The organism is Segatella copri (assembly GCF_009494835.1).
GTDB classification, from domain to species: domain Bacteria; phylum Bacteroidota; class Bacteroidia; order Bacteroidales; family Bacteroidaceae; genus Prevotella; species Prevotella copri_F.
This window is the reverse complement of record NZ_VZBE01000087.1, coordinates 106,550-128,511: the sequence shown is the minus strand read 5'-3', so window position 1 is coordinate 128,511 and position 21,962 is coordinate 106,550. Positions and strand designations below refer to the sequence as shown.

Annotated in this window: 15 protein-coding genes and 2 tRNA genes; 6 read left to right on the top strand and 11 right to left on the bottom strand. The window is 46.6% G+C overall.

What is annotated here, in order from left to right; genetic code table 11:
• Positions 1-7: 7 nt before the first annotated feature.
• From F7D47_RS13205 to F7D47_RS13160, 10 genes are all read right to left on the bottom strand, one after another.
• Positions 8-616, bottom strand: a complete 609-nt coding sequence (locus tag F7D47_RS13205; RefSeq protein WP_153085257.1) for a ribonuclease HII — start codon at positions 614-616, stop codon at positions 8-10.
• A gap of 422 nt (positions 617-1,038) precedes the next feature.
• Positions 1,039-2,253 carry an aminotransferase class V-fold PLP-dependent enzyme gene (locus tag F7D47_RS13200; protein ID WP_117695266.1) on the bottom strand — a complete coding sequence of 405 codons (1,215 nt, stop codon included), beginning with the start codon at positions 2,251-2,253 and terminating at the stop codon, positions 1,039-1,041.
• A 36-nt stretch (positions 2,254-2,289) separates the two neighbouring features.
• On the bottom strand, positions 2,290-3,633 hold the full coding sequence (gene sufD, locus F7D47_RS13195; RefSeq protein WP_153085258.1) for a Fe-S cluster assembly protein SufD: 1,344 nt from the start codon (positions 3,631-3,633) through the stop codon (positions 2,290-2,292).
• A 14-nt stretch (positions 3,634-3,647) separates the two neighbouring features.
• On the bottom strand, positions 3,648-4,403 hold the full coding sequence (gene sufC / locus F7D47_RS13190) for a Fe-S cluster assembly ATPase SufC (RefSeq protein WP_022120772.1): 756 nt from the start codon (positions 4,401-4,403) through the stop codon (positions 3,648-3,650).
• Positions 4,404-4,407: 4 nt separating this feature from the next.
• A complete protein-coding gene (locus tag F7D47_RS13185) occupies positions 4,408-4,791 on the bottom strand; it encodes a hypothetical protein (protein ID WP_134842989.1) in 384 nt (127 codons plus the stop codon).
• A 24-nt stretch (positions 4,792-4,815) separates the two neighbouring features.
• Complete coding sequence (sufB, locus tag F7D47_RS13180) at positions 4,816-6,267, bottom strand: Fe-S cluster assembly protein SufB (RefSeq protein WP_022120773.1); 1,452 nt, start codon at positions 6,265-6,267, stop codon at positions 4,816-4,818.
• 138 nt (positions 6,268-6,405) lie between these two features.
• The gene (gene infB, locus F7D47_RS13175; RefSeq protein WP_022120774.1) at positions 6,406-9,249 is read right to left on the bottom strand and encodes a translation initiation factor IF-2; all 2,844 of its coding nucleotides are present in this window, start codon (positions 9,247-9,249) and stop codon (positions 6,406-6,408) included.
• Positions 9,250-9,310: 61 nt separating this feature from the next.
• Positions 9,311-10,573, bottom strand: a complete 1,263-nt coding sequence (nusA, locus tag F7D47_RS13170; RefSeq protein ID WP_022120775.1) for a transcription termination factor NusA — start codon at positions 10,571-10,573, stop codon at positions 9,311-9,313.
• A gap of 3 nt (positions 10,574-10,576) precedes the next feature.
• A complete protein-coding gene (gene rimP / locus F7D47_RS13165) occupies positions 10,577-11,044 on the bottom strand; it encodes a ribosome assembly cofactor RimP (protein WP_006849190.1) in 468 nt (155 codons plus the stop codon).
• A 153-nt stretch (positions 11,045-11,197) separates the two neighbouring features.
• Complete coding sequence (locus F7D47_RS13160; protein WP_153085259.1) at positions 11,198-12,862, bottom strand: S41 family peptidase; 1,665 nt, start codon at positions 12,860-12,862, stop codon at positions 11,198-11,200.
• 274 nt (positions 12,863-13,136) lie between these two features.
• Between F7D47_RS13160 and F7D47_RS13155 the strand changes: the two genes are divergently transcribed.
• Positions 13,137-13,210: transfer RNA gene (locus tag F7D47_RS13155), tRNA-Asn, on the top strand.
• Positions 13,211-13,260: 50 nt separating this feature from the next.
• Positions 13,261-13,334 (top strand) — tRNA-Asn (locus F7D47_RS13150).
• 183 nt (positions 13,335-13,517) lie between these two features.
• Here the strand turns inward: F7D47_RS13150 and pnp are convergent.
• Entirely contained in the window at positions 13,518-15,836 is a 2,319-nt protein-coding gene (pnp, locus tag F7D47_RS13145; protein ID WP_022120777.1) for a polyribonucleotide nucleotidyltransferase, read from the bottom strand.
• A 196-nt stretch (positions 15,837-16,032) separates the two neighbouring features.
• Between pnp and F7D47_RS13140 the strand changes: the two genes are divergently transcribed.
• The 4 genes from F7D47_RS13140 (at position 16,033) to topA (ending at position 21,953) form a co-directional block, all read left to right on the top strand.
• Complete coding sequence (locus F7D47_RS13140) at positions 16,033-17,211, top strand: TlpA disulfide reductase family protein (RefSeq protein WP_022120778.1); 1,179 nt, start codon at positions 16,033-16,035, stop codon at positions 17,209-17,211.
• 185 nt (positions 17,212-17,396) lie between these two features.
• Positions 17,397-18,851 carry a sialate O-acetylesterase gene (locus tag F7D47_RS13135; protein ID WP_153085260.1) on the top strand — a complete coding sequence of 485 codons (1,455 nt, stop codon included), beginning with the start codon at positions 17,397-17,399 and terminating at the stop codon, positions 18,849-18,851.
• Positions 18,852-18,969: 118 nt separating this feature from the next.
• The gene (locus tag F7D47_RS13130; RefSeq protein ID WP_006849196.1) at positions 18,970-19,497 is read left to right on the top strand and encodes an NUDIX hydrolase; all 528 of its coding nucleotides are present in this window, start codon (positions 18,970-18,972) and stop codon (positions 19,495-19,497) included.
• 125 nt (positions 19,498-19,622) lie between these two features.
• Entirely contained in the window at positions 19,623-21,953 is a 2,331-nt protein-coding gene (gene topA / locus F7D47_RS13125) for a type I DNA topoisomerase (protein WP_153085261.1), read from the top strand.
• Positions 21,954-21,962 lie beyond the last annotated feature (9 nt).

Here is a 21,962-nt window from a genome sequence, read left to right as displayed (position 1 = left end):
ATGATGCCTAGTCTTTAAAATCAAGTGAGAGTTCACCTGTGCCTAGAAGATTGTAACTCATGCGATGATATGGAGTGACTCCAAATTCCCTGATGGCAGCACGATGCTTCTTGGTAGGATAACCCTTGTTGCTTTTCCAGTCGTACTGCGGATATTCTTCTGCCAGCGCATCCATGTAATCATCACGATAGGTCTTGGCAAGGATGCTGGCAGCTGCAATAGACAGATACTTGCCGTCACCCTTTACGATGGTTGTATAAGGCAAATCCTTGTAGGGTTTGAAGCGGTTACCATCCACGATAACTGCCTCCGGACGAACCTTGAGCTGGTCCAGGGCACGGTGCATAGCCAGAAAACTGGCGTTGAGGATATTGATTTTGTCGATTTCTTCGGGAGTAACAATACCCACAGCCCAAGCTATGGCATCACGCTCTATCTGCTCGCGGAGTGCCTTGCGCTTCTTATCCGTGAGTTTCTTACTATCGTTCAATTCGGCATTCTGATAACCGGGAGGAAGGATCACAGCTGCAGCATATACGCTGCCTGCCAGACATCCTCTGCCAGCCTCATCGCAGCCAGCCTCTACCATATCCTTATAATAATGACTTTCTAACATAATTATGATGAATTTTACGTTTATCTCTTCACTCTTCACCTCTATTTTGTAACCACCTAATTATAAGACAGTTACAAAGATAAGAGCATTTCAACTCTTCACCAACTCTTCACCCACTATTCACCTACTCTTCACCCTCATAGCACCAGGCGGTGAAGAGAGGGTGAAGAGTGGGTGAAGAGTCAGACCGTCTCTTCAGTGCGTAAGTATCAGCATAACAATACGTTACGACAAATGGGTGAAGAGTGAAGAGTATTTGGGCATTCCAACCTCAACTTTCTGATAACTGCCAAACGCAAACAGCCAACTGTCCGCAGTAGCGCCAGTTGGCTGTTCTTTGCTTGCCAGTAGGTTGTCTTTCGCTCGCCAGTTGGCTAAATAAGGCTTTTACGTGCGCTGTAAACGGCTAAAATGTTTTTTCCTTAGAACATCATAGCCACTCGTTTAACGCCCGCTACAAGCGCATCTATTTCTTCCTTTGTATTATATAGGGCAAAGCTGGCACGAACGGTGCCGAGAATGCCGTAGCGGTCCATCAAAGGCTGAGCGCAATGATGACCGGTACGTACAGCGATGCCCAGACGGTCGAGCAAAGTGCCCATATCCATGTGATGAATATCACCAACCAAGAAGCTGACAACGGCATCCTTGCCCTCCTGCTCACCAAAAAGCCTGATTCCATCGATAGTTCGCATCTGCTCCATACAGTAGCGGGTGAGTTCCTGCTCGTGCTTGGCAATGTTATCCATGCCGAGCGCAGAAACATAATCGATGGCTTTTGCCAGACCGTGGGTAGCTACATAATCAGGAGTACCAGCCTCGAACTTGAAAGGCAACTTCTCGAAAGTAGTCTTCTCGAAACTTACGCTCTCAATCATTTCGCCACCGCCCTGATAAGGAGGCAACTTGTCGAGCCATTCTTCCTTGCCGTAAAGCACACCGATACCGGTAGGACCATAAATCTTATGTCCGCTGAAAGCGAAGAAATCGCAATCCATATCCTGTACATCCACAGCAAAATGAGGAGTACTCTGAGCGCCATCCACCATGACAGGAACATCGTGCTCATGAGCAATCTTTATCATCTCTTTTACCGGATTCACCGTACCGAGCACGTTGCTCACCTGGGCAATGCTCACGATTTTGGTGCGTTCGGTAAATAAATTGGCGAATTCATCGAGGTTAATCTCACCTTTATCGTTGATAGGGATTACTCGGATGGCGATTCCCTTCTTGGCAGCCTGCAACTGCCAAGGCACGATATTGGAGTGATGTTCCATGGTAGAGATAATCACCTCGTCGCCCTCGCTCATAAAGGCATCACAGAACGATGAAACCACGAGATTCAGACTCTCTGTAGTGCCACGGGTAAAGATGACTTCCTCAACCTTAGGCGCATTGATAAACTTGCGCACGGTTTCGCGGGCTGCCTCATGAAGGTCGGTGGCCTGCTGAGAGAGATAGTGAACACCACGATGCACATTGGCATTTACATTGAGATACTCGTCGCGCATGGCATCGAGCACGCACAATGGCTTCTGCGTGGTTGCCGCATTATCCAGATACACCAATGGCTTATCATAGACCTTTCTCGATAAAATCGGGAAATCTGCTCTTACTTGATTGATATCATACATATTTTTAAGAACTTAACTCCTTTAAAAGGATATTATCTACTTGCAAAGCTTGCAGCCCTCACACTTATTGAGTTCACCACGGAATCGCTTCTCTACGAGATGATGTAGGCGATCACGCAATGGCTCCAGTTCCATCTTGTCGATGACTTCGTTGATAAATGCAAACTGAAGGAGCAACTTAGCCTCCTCACGGCTCACACCACGCTGCTGCATATAGAACAATGCGGCATCGTTGAGCTGACCTACAGTACTTCCATGCGCACACTTCACATCATCGGCATAAATCTCCAGCATCGGCTGGGTGAACATACGGGCTGTCTTCGTAGCACAGAGGTTCTGGTTGGTTTCCTGAGAAATAGTCTTCTGGGCACCATGACGAACCAGTACTTTGCCGGCAAAAGCACCACGTGCCTCACCATCGAGTACATACTTATAAAGCTCGTTGCTGGTACAATGACCCACCTGATGATCGATGAGCGTATTGTTGTCAACCACCTGGTTCTTGTCGGCAATCACACAACCATTGCAGAAGCACTCAGCTCCCTCGCCCTTGAATACGAGGTCAAGACGGTTGCGGGTGATACCGTTATGAAGCGTGATGACGTTATGGTTCACGCGGCTGTTTGCCTGCTGCTCGATATACACGTTGCTTACACGGCGGTTCTTGTAATGAGTCTCCTCCAGACAATAGAGGTCGAGACTGGCATTCTCGCCAACATAAGCCTCGATTACCTGAGTAGCGAGGAAGTTCTTGTCATCGGCTGCATGGTCGCAGAAGAGGAACTTAGCCTCAGCACCCTGTTCCATCACGATGAGTACACGGCGGTTTACCATCAAATCTACATCCGAACGGAGAATATTGATGACCTGAATGGTTCGCTCTACCTTTACATTCTTTGGAACATAAATCAACAAGCCATCCTGTGCCAGGAATGTATTCAATGCGGTGATGCCATCTTCATCGGTTTTGGCAATCTTAGCGTAGTATTTCCCGATGAATTCAGGGTTTTCTGCAGCAATCTTGTTCAAAGAGTCCACAATTACGCCCTCCGGAAGCTCTACTTTAGGCAATGCTTTGTTATAAAAAGCATCGTTTACAACGAAGTAGAGCGAAGTGCTCAGGTTAGGCACATCGCAGCGGAAAGCCTCGTATGGATCTACCGGAATTTCCAGACGATTCAAGTTCAAGCCATAATCTGGCTCGAAGATGGCGCTCATATCTGTGTACTTGTATCTTTCTACCTTTCGGGAAGGGAAGCCCAGACGATGGAAGTTCTCAAACGCAGCATCGCGCACCGCATTGAGCACCTCAGCACTGTTCTTCTTGATTATTCTCGAAGAAGACTGATACAAGTCTAAATATTGTTTTTCTGAATGCATAGCCATCCTCCCTATTATTTCTCATCTACTTCTGCCTTGATCCAGTCGTAGCCACGAGCCTCAATCTCCTTGGCAAGTTCAGGACCGGCAGTCTTCACGATTCTACCCTTATAGAGTACGTGAACCACACTTGGCTTAATCATATCGAGCAGACGCTCGTAGTGAGTGATGACGATGGCAGATGTCTTGTCGGTATGCATCTTGTTCACACCGTCAGCCACGATACGCATTGCATCCACGTCGAGACCAGAGTCGGTTTCATCGAGGATAGAGAGCTTTGGCTCCAGCATAGCCATCTGGAAAATCTCGTTGCGCTTCTTCTCACCACCCGAGAAACCTTCGTTTACTGAACGGCGAGCCAACTTGCTGTCCAATTCCACCAACTCGCGCTTCTCACGCATCAGCTTCATGAATTCGCTGGTGTTCAATGGTTCCAAACCCTGATACTCACGCTTGGCATTGATAGCCGCACGCATGAAGTTGGTCATGGATACGCCAGGAATCTCCACCGGATACTGGAAAGAGAGGAACAAGCCTTCACGGGCACGGTCCTCTGGCTTCATATCCAGAAGATTCTTGCCGTTGAAGATAGCCTCACCCTCGGTTACGGTATAGAGAGGGTTACCCGTGAGCACAGCGCTCAAGGTTGACTTACCGGAACCGTTAGGTCCCATGATAGCATGTATCTCACCATCGTTGATAGTCAGGTTGATACCTTTCAATATTTCTTTGCCTGCAATAGTAGCATGCAGATTCTTTACCTCTAACATATTATTACTTAAAAAATGCGTTCAAAATATTGGAACATAACTCTTCAAAGAAAGATGGTGACTTCTCCCAGCCCCATTGCACAAACAACGAAGGAGGGTCTAGTACCCAAAATGAGCACTCACCTGGTCGTATGACCTTACCCTTCATCTGCGGAACATAACTCGATGTCTGCATAATGGACTTGGTCAATGTAGGGTCAGACTCATCAACATGACAATATCGACCACAACGAAGATACACATTTTGCTCTTGCTTGCATTTCGCAACAAAAGATGCAACGATGGAATCTTGCTGTGCCGTCAAGCCATTTTTTTGATGATTGAAAAGGTCTTGAGCCGTTAAGTTCAAGCTATCAACTAACAATAACATCAACAACATTCTTTTCATAACCACCTCTCTTTCTTATTATTCTTAGCCAACGGTGCCTTCGAGTGAAACACTCAGGAGTTTCTGTGCCTCAACGGCAAACTCCATAGGCAACTTGTTGAGCACATCCTTGGCATAACCGTTTACGATCAAGCCGACAGCCTCCTCGGTAGGAATACCTCGCTGATTGCAATAGAAGAGCTGGTCTTCTGAAATCTTCGAGGTAGTTGCCTCATGCTCGAACACGGCTGTGTCGTTATGGGCATCCATATATGGGAAGGTATGCGCTCCACAATCGCTACCCAGCAACAAGGAGTCGCAGGAACTGTAGTTGCGTGCATTGTCGGCATTGGATGTGGCACGAACCAGACCTCGATAGGAGTTCTGGCTATGACCTGCCGAGATACCTTTAGAGATGATGGTACTCTTGGTGTTCTTACCCATGTGAATCATCTTGGTACCGGTATCGGCCTCCTGATAGTTGTTGGTAACAGCTACGCTGTAGAACTCAGCTACAGAGTTGTCGCCACGCAAGATGCAGGAAGGATACTTCCAGGTAATCGCAGAACCCGTCTCTACCTGAGTCCAGCTCAACTTAGAGTTCACACCACGCAAGTCGCCTCGCTTGGTTACCAGGTTCAGCACACCACCCTTACCATGCTCATCACCAGGATACCAGTTCTGAACGGTAGAGTATTTCACCTCAGCATTGTCCTTGACAATAATCTCTACGATAGCCGCATGGAGCTGGTTCTCATCACGCATTGGCGCTGTACATCCCTCCAGGTAAGAAACGTAGGCATCATCATCGGCGATGATCAATGTACGCTCAAACTGACCGGTGTTACGAGCATTGATGCGGAAGTAACTGCTCAACTCCATCGGACAGCGGACGCCCTTAGGAATATAAACGAAAGAGCCATCACTGAATACGCAACTGTTCAAGGCTGCATAAAAGTTATCACGATAAGGAACCACGGTTCCCAAATATTCTCTTACCAGATCAGGATGCTCCTTCACAGCCTCACCAATACTGCAGAAGATGACGCCCTTCTCACGGAGTTTCTCCTTGAAAGTAGTCTTTACCGACACAGAGTCCATGATGGCATCTACGGCGGTACCGCTCAAAGCCAGACGTTCCTCCAGAGGAATACCGAGTTTGTCGAATGTTTTCTCCAACTCAGGATCAATCTCCTTGTTTTTTGGCTTCTTTGCCAAAGGGTCGGCATAGTATGAAATCTCCTGGTAGTCAATAGGTGGCACGTGAACGTGTCCCCACTTTGGCTCCTTGAGCGTCTTCCAGTAATTGTAGGCTTTCAGACGAAATTCGAGCATCCAGTCTGGCTCTCCCTTCTTCTGCGAGATCAGGCGCACAACATCCTCGTTGAGACCCTTTTCTATGATTTCAGTATGTACATCGGTGGTAAAACCATACTCGTATTTCTGGTCTATCACATCCTTGACAACCTGATTCTGTTCTTTCTCTATTTCTGCCATTGTTATTTAGAATAACCTTTCGTTATTTTAACCCTAAATAGGGATAAGCCGCTGAGGACTCATCCCTACCTTATTATATATATGATAGAGCGAAAAACAAATGAATTCTTCACTTTTCGTTCTTCACTCTTCACTTTATTAAAGCTTCTGCTCTACCTCGATCTCAGTGAAGGTCTCGATAACGTCGCCCTCCTGGATATCGTTGTAGTTGACGAGGCTCAAACCGCATTCCATACCGGTAACCACCTCCTTAACATCGTCCTTGTAACGTTTCAAGGCACCGATTTCAGCAGTACGTATCACGATACCGTCACGGATGACGCGAGCCTTATCCTTAGCATGTACCTTACCCTCGGTAACGAGACCACCGGCAATAGTACCCACCTTAGAAATCTTGAAGGTCTGCTTAACCTCAACCTGACCGGTAACGATTTCCTTCTTCACCTTGTCGAGCATACCAACCATCGCACTCTTGATATCGTCGATAGCATCGTAGATGATAGAGTATGTGTTGATTTCAACACCCTCACGGTCGGCAGCCTTACGAGCATCGGCAGATGGACGAACCTGGAAACCAACGATGACTGCATCTGAAGCAGATGCCAGCATCACGTCGTTCTCTGAAATCTGACCCACAGCCTTGTTCACCACGTTCACCTGAACCTTCTCGGTAGAAAGCTTGATGAATGAGTCGCTCAAAGCCTCAACAGAACCGTCGGTATCACCCTTCACGATGACGTTCAACTCATGGAACTCACCACGTGCGATACGGTGAGAGATATCACCCAGGGTCAAGCGCTTCTGAGTACGCAAGCCCTGCTCACGCTGCAGCTGCTCACGCTTGTTGGCGATTTCGCGAGCCTCCTGCTCTGTTTCGATTACGTGGAACTGGTCACCTGCAGTAGGCGCACCATTCAAACCGAGGATGATAGCTGGCTCTGCAGGAGCTGCTGACTTGATGTTGGCATTACGCTCATTGAACATCGCCTTAACACGACCCCAAGAAGTACCTGCGAGTACGATGTCGCCTACCTTCAAGGTACCGTTGGCAACCAATACGGTAGAAACATATCCACGACCCTTGTCGAGAGAAGACTCGATGATGGTACCTGTAGCACGACGGTTAGGGTTAGCCTTCAGGTCGAGCATATCAGCCTCAAGGAGCACCTTGTCAAGCAAATCGTGAACACCGATACCCTTCTTGGCACTGATTTCCTGGCACTGATACTTACCACCCCACTCCTCAACGAGCAGGTTCATGTTAGCCAAGTCCTCACGGATACGGTCTGGGTTAGCACCTGGCTTATCAATCTTGTTGATTGCGAATACCATAGGCACACCGGCAGCCTGGGCATGAGCGATAGCCTCCTTGGTAGTAGGCATCACAGAGTCATCGGCTGCGATGATGATGATGGCGATATCGGTAGCCTGGGCACCACGGGCACGCATGGCGGTAAACGCCTCGTGACCTGGAGTATCAAGGAAGGTTACCTTGCGACCGCTTTTCAGGGTCACACTGTATGCACCGATATGCTGGGTAATACCACCTGCCTCACCGGCAATCACATTGGTATTGCGAATATAGTCGAGCAAAGAGGTCTTACCGTGGTCAACGTGACCCATGACGGTTACGATTGGAGCACGTGGAACCAAGTCGTTCTCATCATCCACTTCCTCGCTCACGGCCTCCTGAACCTCGGCACTCACGTATTCTGTCTTGAAACCGAACTCCTCAGCTACCATGTTGATGGTCTCTGCATCCAGGCGCTGGTTGATAGATACCATGATACCTACGCCCATCAGCGTAGAGATAACCTGAGTAACGCTGATATCCATCATCGTAGCCAACTCGCTAACGGTAACGAACTCAGTAAGTTTCAGGGTCTTGCTTTCCTTCTGCTCCTGACGAGCCTGATCCTGCAACTTCTCCTGAACAGCCTCACGCTTCTCCTTACGGTACTTAGCACCCTTCTTGTTCTGACTCTTGCTGGTCAAACGTGCAAGAGTCTCCTTAACCTGGCGTGCTACAGCCTCGTCATCAACCTCGATCTGGCGCTGGTTGCCGCGGTTGTTGTTATTGCCGCGATTATTATTGTTATTATTTCTGTTGCGGTTTTTGTTCTTCTTGTTATTACCGCCGTTGTTGCCATTACCTCCGCCATTATTCTTAGCTTCGGCATTGATGTCAACACGTTCTTTGTTGATACGAACACGCTTTTTGCGCTCATTGTGCTGTTGAGCCATTTTCTCCTCACGTTCCTTGCGGCGCTCCTCCTTGGTTTTCTTCTTAGGACGAGTGCTCTGGTTGAGAGAAGACAAATCTATCTTGCCCAACACCTTAGGCTCATTAGCAGTAAACTTCTTCTCACTCTTGAGAGTAAACACGCTGTTGTCTGCTGCGCCAGCAGAATGCTGTGCAGTTTCATTCTTAGCATGATGATGCTCTTTCTTTCCCTGAGGAGCATTCTGCTTATTCATCTGAGCGTTTGACTGCTGTGATTTCTGATGATTTTCCTGTTTCATTTGCTGTTTATGCTGAGAAGCCTGTTGTGGCTTCTGTTCCTTCTTTTGCTCAGCCTTAGGAGCGTCTTTCTTCTGCTCAGGACTGACGGCAGCAGTCTCAGGCTTTTCCGCAACAGACTCTGCAGCAGGCTTCTTACCGATATTGTCCAAGTCAATCTTTCCCAGCGGCTTATACTGCTGCTGTCCATTAGACTCCAACAAGCTTTCAGCGCGATTGTCCTTCTGCTCTGGCGCACGCTTCTTATCTTTTGCTTTTTTGGTAAAGAGTTTCTCAGCCTGATCACGAACCTCTCTGTCCTGACTGAAAGCATCATTCAATGCCTTGTATTGCTGGTCGGTGAGTTTGAAGCTCGGTTCTGCCTTGACATCTCCCAGGTCTTTTCTTTTCTCTAGGAATTCAACTGCCGTCTGAAGTCCTATATTTAATTCACGTAGTGCTTTATTTAATCTGATGCTCATAAATTATTTATTCTCCTATTTTTAAAGTTAGATTCCCTGCAAGCACTCGCTGGCAAGGGAATTATTGTTCGAATTCGGCGCGCAACACGCTGAGTACATGATCAACGGTCTCCTCTTCGAGGTCGGCCTTCTCAATCAGCAAGTTGCGAGGTGCATTGAGTACCTGCTTGGCTGTATCAAGACCGATGCCCTTGATAGCATCGATAACCCACTGGTCAATCTCATCAGAGAACTCATCCAAGTAGATATCCTCATCGGCCTCATTCTCGTCTACCTCACGGAATACGTCGATGGTATATTCTGTAAGCATAGAAGCCAGTTTGATGTTCATACCGCCACGGCCGATAGCCAAACTAACTTCCTCAGGTTGCAAGTAAACCTCTGCTTTCTTGTTCTCATCATCAACATTAATTGAAGAAACCTTGGCTGGAGCCAACGCACGCTGAATGAAGAGTTTGGTATTGCTTGAGTAGTTGATGACATCGAGATTCTCGTTGCAAAGTTCGCGAACGATACCGTGAACGCGGCTACCTTTAACACCTACACATGCGCCAACCGGGTCGATACGCTCATCGAATGTTTCAACAGCAATCTTAGCACGCTCTCCCGGAAGACGGGCGATACGGCGGATTGCAATCAGACCGTCTGCAATCTCAGGAACCTCAGCCTCCAACAGGCGCTGCAGGAAGATTGGAGCAGTACGGCTCAAGATAATCTTTGGATTATTGTTCTCGTTGTCTACACGAAGGATGACCGCACGAACAGTCTCACCCTTGCGGTAAGTATCACCAGGAATCTGCTCAGTCTTAGGCAACATGAGCTCGTTGTTCTCATCATCTACAATCAGAACCTCGCGCTTCCAAACCTGATAAACCTCACCAGAGATAACCTGACCTACGCGATCCTTGTATTTGTTGTAGAGTGAATCATGCTCCAACTCAAGAATCTTGGAAGCCAAAGTCTGACGAAGAGTCAAGATGGCACGACGACCAAACTTATTGAAGTCAACCGTCTCACTTACATCCTCACCAACCTCGTAATCCGGCTCAATCTTACGAGCCTCAGAAAGTGTAATTTCCTTATTTTCATCTTCAACTTCGCCATCAGCAACAACTATACGGTTGCGATAAATTTCGAAGTCACCCTTGTCAGGGTTCACGATGACATCAAAGTTTTCGTCACTACCAAAAATCTTGGCAAGTACATTACGGAAGCTCTCCTCCAATACACTTACCAATGTAGTACGGTCGATATTCTTTGTTTCTTTAAACTCGCGGAATGTATCAATCATACTCGCTGTCAATTCTTGCTCTTTTTTAGCCATAACTTAATTGAAACTAATTATGTATTTTGTATATTTTACTTTATCCATCTGGTAAACGTGATCAACCTCCTGCTTAACCGGACGTTTTTTACCTTCAACCTTTACCTTTTCTTCAACGCCAACTGTGAAGTCATTTCCTTCAACAGCTTTCAAGATACCCTTCACCTTCTTGCCGTCGGCATCAAGCACCTCTACCTCCTTGCCAATGAAATTGATATACTGCTGCGGAACTTTGAACGGTTGACCCAAGCCTGCAGAGCCAACTTCGAGCTCATAGTCTTCCTCGTCACGGTTCAAATGATCCTCAATATACTTACTCAAGGCAACACAATCCTCAATCCATACTCCATCGGCATGGTCAATCTCAACAACGATTCTATCGTCGGGACTGATTTCAATGCTTACCAAGAAATATTCCTTATCTTGGAGCCATTCTTCAACTAATTTTTTTACGACGTTTTTATCAATCATATATACCTTATTAAAATAAAATGAGGAACTCTTGTGAGCCCCTCATTCCACTGAACGTTGCAAAATTACAAATATTTTTGTGATTAGCCAAAAAAAATGCAACTTTTTATTCGCAACGTGCACATTTTTAATCGATTGTGCACGTTTTTGTACTTATTTCTTCACAGGATGCAGTATTTTTTCGTATTCTGATGGAGAATTCAGCAATTTTACTGCTTCCTTAATCTGCTTGTCATAGCGCATGGAATTCTGGATGGCACCGCGCTGGAAATAATAGGCAGAAACGATGTCATTTTCCAACAGATGCTTGATGTAATCCTTGTTATAATCCAGATCCTTTGCCACATTATGGCTCAGCTTTTTCTTCAAAGCCTCAAACTCTGCCTTGGCATCATCGTAGTAGCCTTCAAACTTAGCGAGTTTTTCCAAGTCTTTGAGATACTTTTCTGTTTCACGGTCGTACTGGAAGTTAGCCTTCAACACGCGTGTCTTGAATTCATCATAGTCGGCATCGGTCAGCGAGAATTCCTTCGCAGGAGCAATAGCAGGATGCTTGGCGATATAATCAACCTCATAATTAAGCATCACCTCATTACTGTCGCGGGCACCAGCCAGATAGAAGGCGATGTTTGGCAAAGAATCAGGCTTTACTTCTTCATCCGGCTTCACGCCACCTCCATCTCTCACTTCTCTGCCACCTGCGGTATAGAACACCTTGGTAAGAGAGTCGGGAACATGCTCCACATAACCACCCTTATCGTGCTTATAGTTGAGTGCCTGAACGCATCGACCGCTAGGAATGAAATATTTAGCAGTAGTAAGTTTCACCTGTCCGTTATAAGGCAAATCCATGGTAGTCTGCACCAATCCCTTTCCATACGTGCGCGTACCTAATATTACAGCACGGTCATAATCCTGCAGACTGCCGCTCATGATTTCACTGGCACTGGCAGAATTCTCGTTCACCAATACCACCATCGGCATAACGGAATCTATCGGTTCAACCGTGGTCTTATAAACATGATTAGAACGCTGCAACTTTCCCTTCATCTCCAAGACTGTCTTACCTTTAGGCAAGAACATATTGATGATGCTGACCGCTTCGGTAACAGAACCACCACCATTATTACGCAGATCGAAGACAAGACTCTTGGCTCCTTGCTTTCTCAAATCGATGAAAGCACGACGCACTTCCTTGGCAGACTGCTCGGTAAAGGAATTGAAGTTGATGTAACCGATACTACCCTCCAACATGCCATAATAAGGCAAGAACGGCAACTGGATGGTACGGCGTGTTACCTTCACCTTCATCGTCTTGCCTGTACTTGGACGCTTAACTTTCAGCATGAAAGAAGAACCCGGGTCACCACGAAGATGATCGCTGACGTAGCTCACCTCCTTATTGGTCATATCCTCATCATCAATACTCAGGATGATGTCACCCTTCTTCAGTCCCACTTCTGCAGCAGGCATATTCTCGTAAGGCTCGCTGATACAGACGCGCTGCAACTGGAAATTGTAGCGTATCACCGCACCTACACCCGCATACTTGCCGGTGAGCAGGTTCTTGAGTTCCTTCATCTTCTGCTCAGGATAATAGGTAGTATAAGGGTCGAGACTACGCAACATGGCATTGATACCATTTCCGACCACAACTTCAGCATCGAGCGTATCAACATACATCAAATCGAGATTTTTGTAGATGGCATTGAATATTTCCATATTCTTTGCGGCTTTGAAGTCATGATCTTTGTCAACCTGGGCAAAAGTAGGAACTGCCAGGAGCACCATAAGCAAGGAGAACAGTATTCTTTTCATTGTTACCTTATTTAATTGTGTATGATTCAACTTATTGGTTATTTTCTCCTCCTCTTCACGGCATTCGCCCTCGGGAGAAGATTTCGACCACAAAAGTACTCATTTCTTTGCGAAAAACACCATAAAATAGGCAAAAAGTGGCACAAAGATAAGAAAAAATACACTTTTTTAGAGAAAAAGCGAAAAAAGTCAGCAAAAAATTTGGCCGAATGAAGAAAAGTTAGTACTTTTGCACACGCAAATAAGGAACGTCATGTTCTTTACAGAAAAAAACGCTTCAATAGCTCAGTTGGTTAGAGCACCTGACTGTTAATCAGGGGGTCGTTGGTTCAAGCCCATCTTGAAGCGCAAGAGAGTTTCAGGTTAGCCTCGTAACTCATCTTCTTTCATAGCAAATTGCTTCAATAGCTCAGTTGGTTAGAGCACCTGACTGTTAATCAGGGGGTCGTTGGTTCAAGCCCATCTTGAAGCGCAGAAAAGAGTTACAAGTTTTACTTGTGACTCTTTTTGTTTATCCACATTTTATCCCACTTTGCATTCTCCATTCCCATATACAAATACTATATCCGGCAATAACCAGAGAAAGCAATATCAAAAAAGGCACATTCCTATGCGGAATGTGCCTTTATATATAATAATGTGTCTAATACGCAGATTATTCTACATCATTGTTGTGATCCAAAGAGTCGTTGAACTCCTTAGGAGCCTGCTCATCATTACGATGCTCGTAACGACGTGGCTGACGAGCTGGACGCTCACCACGACCTTCATGACGATCATCACGACGACCGCGACGCTCACCGCGCTCAGGACGTGGACGACGCTCACGCTCTACATAACCCTCTGGCTTCTCCATCAATACACGATGAGAAAGTTTGTACTTGCCAGTCTTAGGATCAATCTCCATCAACTTCACCTTGATCTTGTCGCCTTCCTTGATGCCAGCCTCTTCAACTGTCTCAAGACGCTTCCAATCAATCTCAGAGATGTGGAGCAAACCATCCTTACCAGGGAGAATCTCTACGAAGCAACCGTAAGGCATGATAGAGCGAACAGTACCCTCGTAAACCTCACCAACCTCAGGAACAGCTACGATAGCCTTAATCTTAGCCAAAGCTGCATCGATAGAATCCTTGTTAGGAGCAGATACCTGGACGTGACCCTTACCATCAGTCTCCTCGATAGTGATTGTCGCACCAGTATCCTCCTGCATCTGCTGGATAATCTTACCACCAGGGCCGATAACAGCACCGATGAACTCCTTAGGGATATCGAATGCTACAATACGTGGAACCTGTGGCTTCATCTCAGCACGTGGCTCAGAGATTGTCTCCATCATGCAGTTGAGGATGTGCTCACGACCAGCCTTAGCCTGCATCAAAGCCTCCTCAAGAATCTCGAAGCTCAAACCATCACACTTGATATCCATCTGTGTAGCAGTCAAGCCATCGCGGGTACCAGTGGTCTTGAAGTCCATATCACCCAAGTGGTCCTCATCACCGAGGATATCACTGAGGATAGCGTACTTGTCCTCACCTGGGTTCTTGATAAGACCCATAGCGATACCAGAAACGGGCTTCTTCATAGGAACACCTGCATCCATCAGGGCGAGAGTACCGGCACAAACAGTAGCCATAGAAGAAGAACCGTTAGACTCCAAGATCTGGCTTACCAAACGTACTGTGTAAGGGAAGTCTGTAGGAATCTGGCCCTTCAAACCACGCCATGCCAAGTGACCGTGACCAATCTCACGACGGCCTACACCGCGCTGAGCCTTAGCCTCACCTGTTGAGAATGGAGGGAAGTTATAGTGAAGGAGGAAGCGCTGGTAGCTCTTCTCGAGCACACCGTCGATAAGCTTCTCGTCCATCTTGGTACCGAGCGTACATGTAGAGAGAGACATAGTCTCACCACGCTGGAAGATAGCGCTTCCGTGAGGCATTGGGAGTGGAGAAACCTCGCACCAGATAGGGCGGATTTCTGTAGTAGCACGGCCATCAAGACGCAAGCCCTCGTCGAGGATGCAACGGCGCATAGCATCGCGCATTACGTCATCATAGTAACGGGTAGCCTCAGCGTGCTTCTCCTCCAAGTCTTCCTCAGAAAGATCGGTATGAGCAGCGTCATACTTCTCGAGGAAATCAGCCAGAACCTTGTCGAAAGCATCCTGACGTGCATGCTTCTCCAAAGCCTGATGATTGATATCATAAGCTGGCTTGTAAAGCTCAGACTTAATCTGCTCACGGAGTTCCTCATCGTTGATCTCGTGGTCATACTCACGCTTCACGTCAGTACCCTTCTCCTTAGCCAACTCATACTGGAGTTCGCACATAGGCTTGATAGCCTCGGCAGCCACCTTGAGGGCACCAATGAGATCCTGCTCAGAAACTTCCTTCATCTCACCTTCTACCATCATGATATTGTCCTTGGTAGCACCAACCATGATATCCATGTCTGCCTCTTCCATCTGCTGGAATGTAGGGTTTACAACATACTCACCATTGATACGAGCTACACGAACCTCAGAGATATAGTACTCGAAAGGAATATCTGAACAAGCCATGGCAGCTGAAGCAGCGAAACCTGCGAGGGCATCTGGCTGGTCAACACCATCGGCTGAGAGCAACATTACCTGTACGTAAACTTCTGCATGGTAGTTAGAAGGGAAAAGTGGACGCAAAGCACGATCCACAAGACGAGAGGTAAGGATTTCCTCATCGCTGGCTTTGCCTTCGCGCTTGGTGAAACCACCAGGGAAACGACCTGCAGCACTATACTGCTCACGATAATCTACTTGCAAAGGCATAAAATCTGTACCCGGAACTGCATCCTTTGCTGCACAAACAGTTGCGAGAAGCACTGTGTTACCCATGCGGAGAACCGCAGCACCATCAGCCTGTTTTGCAACTTTTCCGGTCTCAATTGTGATGGTTCTTCCATCAGGCAACTGAACACTTTTTGTAATTACGTTCATCTAAATTAAAAAACTTATTGTTTTGTCTAACATCTAAAATATCTAAAACGCTGCAAAGATACCTCTTTAATTATTAATAAACAAATAAATCAGCAATTATTTTCCACTTTTTTAAATAATTTATCTATAGAAGGTGCATTATTCGCAATTTTATTACTATCTTTGCACTCGATAATTTTGCAAAATAATAAAATTCATGAAGATAACTAGACTCTTTTCAGTGGCAGCGATTATGGTAGCTGCACTGGCTTTGACTTCTTGTAACAACAAGAAATTCCACATCAACGGCAATATCACAGAGGCTCAGGACTCTATGCTCTATCTGGAGAACATCAGCCTGAACGGTCCTGTGAAAATCGACTCTGTGAAACTGGGCGAGGATGGTGCCTTTGCCTTCGACGAGGCTGCCATGGACTCTGTTACCCCAGAGTTCTACCGCTTACGCATCGCCAACCAAACCATCAATCTTTCCATCGATTCTACAGAAACCGTCAAGGTAAAGGCGGCTTATCCGCAGATGAGCTTCAAATACGAAGTGGAAGGTTCTGAAAACTGCAACAAGATCAAGGAGTTGTCTCTTAAGCAGATGACTCTCCAGAGCAATATCAACGGGCTCGTGAAAGATCCTAACATCGGCAACGATTCTATCGAATCCATCGTAGGCCGCATGCTCCAGGCTTACAAACAGGACATCAAAACCAACTACATCTTCAAGGAGCCAATGAAGGCATACGCTTACTATGCGCTCTTCCAAACGGTACAGTTGGGCAATGTGAATACACTTATCTTCAACCCTCGCAACAACAAAGACGACGTGAAGGTATTTGCTGCCGTAGCAACCAGTTGGGACACCTACTATCCTGGCGCTGAGCGTGGCAAGAACCTCCACAATATCGCCATCGAGGGAATGAAGGACATCCGCATCATCGAGAACCAGATGGCACAGCAGCAGATTGAGGCCAGCAAGGTGAGCGTAAACGGATGCATCGAACTTGCACTTCAGGACAACAAGGGGCAGGTACGCCGTCTCTCCGACCTCAAGGGCAAGGTGGTACTGCTCGACTTCCACCTCTTCGCCAGCAAAGAGAGCACCAAGCGCATCATGATGTTGCGTGAACTCTACAACAAGTATCATGCTGCCGGACTGGAGATTTATCAGGTATCAGTAGACCCTGACGAGCACTTCTGGAAGACCTCTACCGCTGCCATCCCTTGGATTTGCGTACGCGATGAAGATGGCATTCAGGGCAAGAGTCTGGCTCTCTACAATGTACAGAGCATTCCTACCTTCTTCCTGATCGACCGCACCAACACCCTGCAGGCACGTGATGCACAGATTAAGGACATAGAGGCAGCCATCAAGAACCTTCTTTAAGATAATCAGAAGATAACCAGGAGTTAGAAGTTTGGAGAGAACAGTTTCGGCTTTTCATCTTCCAGCTTCTAACTCTTATTCTTTAACGTCAGTTCTGTATCTGCTTTCATGATAACATAGATGGCAATATCAGAATACGAACCATACAAGGAACTTAAGAACAATAAACTTTTAAACCCTAAAAAATGAATAAGAAATTTTTAGCAATGGCAGCCTTGGCGCTTATCACAACTGGAGCACAGGCTAAAGTAAAGTTGCCACACATCTTGGGTGACAACATGATTTTACAGCAAAACACAGAGGCTAGTCTCTGGGGATGGGACAAACCAGGAACCACAGTAGAGGTAACCACCTCATGGTCTGGGAAGAAATATTCTGCCAAGACCGGAAAGGATGGCAAATGGGCTATCAAAGTACAAACCCCGAAGGCGAGCTACAACCCACTCTCCATCACTTTCGATGATGGCGAAAAGACCACTCTCAACAATGTGCTGGCAGGAGAAGTATGGGTTTGTGCAGGTCAGAGCAACATGGAGATGCCTGTAAAAGGATTCGGCAACTGCCCTGTAGAAGGTTACAACAAGGCGGTGCTCGAAGCAAACCAGTACAAAGGCGTACATTACGTAAAGATTCCTAGCGTAATGAGCAGTAAGCCGTTAGATGATGCCAACTGCGAATGGAAGGAGGTTAACCCGGAAACCGTAGGCGATGCATCTGCTACAGGATACTTCTTTGCACAGGTAATAAACAAGACTCTTGATATTCCGGTAGGTCTGGTCATGGCAAACAAGGGTGGAAGCCGTGTTGAAAGCTGGCTCGACCGCGACTACCTGAAGAAGAACACCAAGGAAGATCTCGACTCTGTAAAGATGACCAAGAACCCTAAGTTTAAGTGGGATTTCCTCTACCCTCTTCTCTGGGGTAACGGAACTTTCCACCCTATCCTCAACTATAGCGTAAAGGGTATTCTCTTCTATCAGGGATGTTCTAACGTGGGCGACCCGGACGGCCAGTATACCAAACGTCTTGCCGACCTCGTTGCCCAGTGGCGCAGAGACTTCAAGCAGGGCGAACTGCCATTCTATTTCGTACAGATTGCACCTTATCATAATGGCGACGTAAATGGCGATTGGGGACCTAAGCTCCGTGAACAGCAGTTCAATGCAGCCAAGGTGATTCCAAACAGCGGCATCGTCTGTACCGAAGACCTGGTTTACCCATACGAGGTTGAGCAGATTCATCCATGTCAGAAACAGCCTGTAGGCGAACGACTTGCACTTCAGGCACTCAGCAAGACCTATGGCATGAAGGGACTCTTCAGCGAGAGCATGACCTTCAAGGAGATGAAGATTGTAGGTGATACTGTAAAGGTGCATTTCGACAACACCTACGGAGCCTACAACCGCTTTGAAGGTATCGAAGGTTTCGAAGTTGCAGGCGAAGATAAGGTATTCCATAAGGCTACAGCCAAGCACTTCTGGCAGGAAGGCAACGATCCTTGGAATGAGTGCGTCATCGTAACCAGTCCTGAGGTAAAGAAACCAGTAGCCCTTCGCTACTGTTTCCGCAACTTCCAGCTCGGCAATATGGCAAATGCAGGCAACCTGCCTCTCTTCCCATTCCGTACAGATAATTGGTAAATATCAGATAACCAGCGGCCGATCTTTGTTCAGCAGTCAAAGACCGGCCGCTTTTCAATTATAACATGAAGATAAATTCTTTTCCATTAAACATCAATCATTATACATTAATCATAATATGAGTCACGTATTAGATAAGTTTCAGTTTTGCCCGGTTTGCGGCTCTAATCATTTCGAAATCAACAACATCAAGAGCAAAAAGTGTAAGGATTGCGGATTCTCTTATTACCTCAATCCAAGCAGTGCTACGGTAGCTCTCATACTCAACAGCAAGGAAGAACTCCTGGCAGTAAGAAGAAAGAAAGACCCTGCCAAAGGAGCACTCGATTTGCCAGGCGGTTTTGTTGACATGGATGAAACAGGTGAAGAAGGTATGGCAAGAGAGGTAAAAGAGGAAACCGGACTGGATGCAACTGAGGTTAAGTATCAGTTCAGCTACCCAAATCTCTACCTTTACTCAGGTTTCATGGTTCATACCCTCGATATGTTCTATGAAGTGAAGGTGAAAGACGACACTCATATAGAAGCAATGGACGATGCAGAAGAATCATTCTGGATACCATTGAGCAGACTCAATCCTGATGAGTTTGCATTCGATTCCATACGCAAGGGGCTCCATCGTTATTTGGAAACAAAATTGGGGTAAAAAGGGTTCAATACAGCCAAATATGGCTCCCAAACATTAAAAAAACCAAAAAAAACACCATATAATAAGGTATAAGCAAAAAGTTTACTTACTTTTGCCAACCGAAAAAAATTGTGTATAAGCTTATGCAAGAGAATTTAGTAATCGTCGAGAGCCCTGCGAAGGCTAAAAAGATCGAAGAGTTTTTAGGTAAGGACTATAAGGTTATGTCTTCTTACGGTCATATCCGTGACCTGAAGAAGAAGGAACTTAGTATAAACGAGAAAACCATGGAACCTGATTATGAGATTCCAGAGGAAAAGAAAAAACTCGTTACAGAATTGAAAACGAATGCGAAGAAAGCCAAGAAAATCTGGTTAGCATCCGATGAGGACCGCGAGGGAGAAGCCATCAGCTGGCACCTTTGCGAAGTACTGGGATTGGATGAGGAGAAGACAAACCGTATTGTCTTCCACGAGATTACCAAACAGGCTATTCTTGATGCAATCAATAACCCACGCCATCTGGACATGAACCTGGTGAATGCCCAGCAGGCACGTCGTGTACTCGACCGACTGGTAGGTTTCAAGCTTTCTCCTATCTTGTGGAGAAAGGTTAAGCCAGCCCTTTCTGCAGGTCGTGTACAGAGTGTTGCTGTCCGTCTGATAGTAGAACGTGAGCGTGAAATCCAGAAGTTCCAGAGTATTCCATACTATCGCGTTACCGCTATTTTCGCCCTGATCAGCGACAGCGGCAATGCAACAGAGGTAAAGGCAGAACTGGACCAGCGTTTCAATACCCACGAAGAGGTTGAAGCTTTCCTTGAGAAGTGTAAAGACGCTAAGTTTATGGTTGAATCTGTAACCAAAAAGCCTTTAAAGCGTTCTCCTGCACCACCTTTCACTACTTCTACTCTGCAACAGGAGGCAGCACGCAAGCTTGGTTTCACCGTTGTACAGACCATGATGATAGCCCAGAAACTTTACGAAAGCGGACGCATCACTTACATGCGAACCGATAGCGTAAACCTCTCTACGCTCTGTTCCAACGCCAGCAAAGATGAGATTATCAGAGAATATGGCAAGGAATACAGCCAGACTCGTGCCTACCACACCAGTTCAAAGGGTGCACAGGAAGCGCACGAGGCTATCCGTCCTACATATATGAATGAACCAACCATCGAAGGAACCGCTCAGGAGAAGCGCCTTTACGAACTCATCTGGAAGCGTACCATCGCATCTCAGATGGCTGACGCACAACTTGAAAAGACAACCATCAACATCAATATCGGCAACACAAGCGAAAAGTTTGTTGCTACCGGCGAGGTTGTTTCATTCGATGGCTTCCTCAAGGTTTATCTCGAGTCAACCGACGATGAAGAGCATGCTGAGGATTCTTCCCACATTCTTCCAGCCCTGAAAAAAGGCGATGAATTGCAGCGCAGAGAAATCCTTGCTACAGAGAAGTATTCTCTGGCTCCTGCAAGATACACTGAGGCCAGTCTGGTGAAGAAACTGGAAGATCTCGGCATCGGCCGTCCATCTACTTATGCTCCAACCATCAGTACCATCCAGCAGCGTCAATACGTGGTAAAGGGTGACAAGACGGGTGAAGAGCGCACATTTACCATAGATTCCCTGAAGGGCATCAAGATAACCCAGAAGTTGAAGAAAGAGATGGCAGGCTCTGAAAAGGGCAAGCTTCTGCCTACTGATATCGGCATCGTAGTAAACGATTTCCTGATGGAGAACTTCCCGAACATCATGAACTACAACTTTACGGCAGACGTAGAGAAGAAGTTTGATGATATTGCAGAAGGAAAGACCGAATGGACCAACTGGATGAAGGATTTCGACAAGGGCTTTGAGCCTGAAGTGAAGGAAGTCCTGGAAGCCCGCAACCAGCACAAAGCCGGCGAGCGCAATCTCGGAAATGATCCAAAGACCGGAAAGCCAGTATTCGTCAAGATTGGCCGTTTTGGACCAGTGGTACAGATTGGTTCTGCAGAAGACAAGGACAAACCTCAGTTTGCCCAGCTGCCATCAGACAAGAGCATCGAAACCATCACCCTGGAAGAGGCTTTGGAACTCTTCAAGCTGCCAAGAGAACTCGGTGATTATGAAGGCATTACTGTAACAGTTGGCTCTGGCCGATACGGCCCTTACATCCTCCATAACCGCAAGTATGTTTCTATTCCAAAGGAGGATGATCCGCTGACCATCACCCTGGATAGAGCCATCGAACTGATCAAGGAAAAGCGCGAAGCCGAAGAGAAGCGCCATCTCAAAGTTTTCGATGAGGACGATAAGATGGAAATTCTCAATGGCAAGTATGGTCCATACATTGCTTACGACGGCAAGAATTACCGCATTCCAAAGGCAAAACATGAGAGTGCAGAGGAGCTTACATACGAGGAGTGTATGGAAATTATCAAAGCTGCTCCAGAACCAAAGGCTAGAGGCAGAAAGAAATCATAAACATGCCTC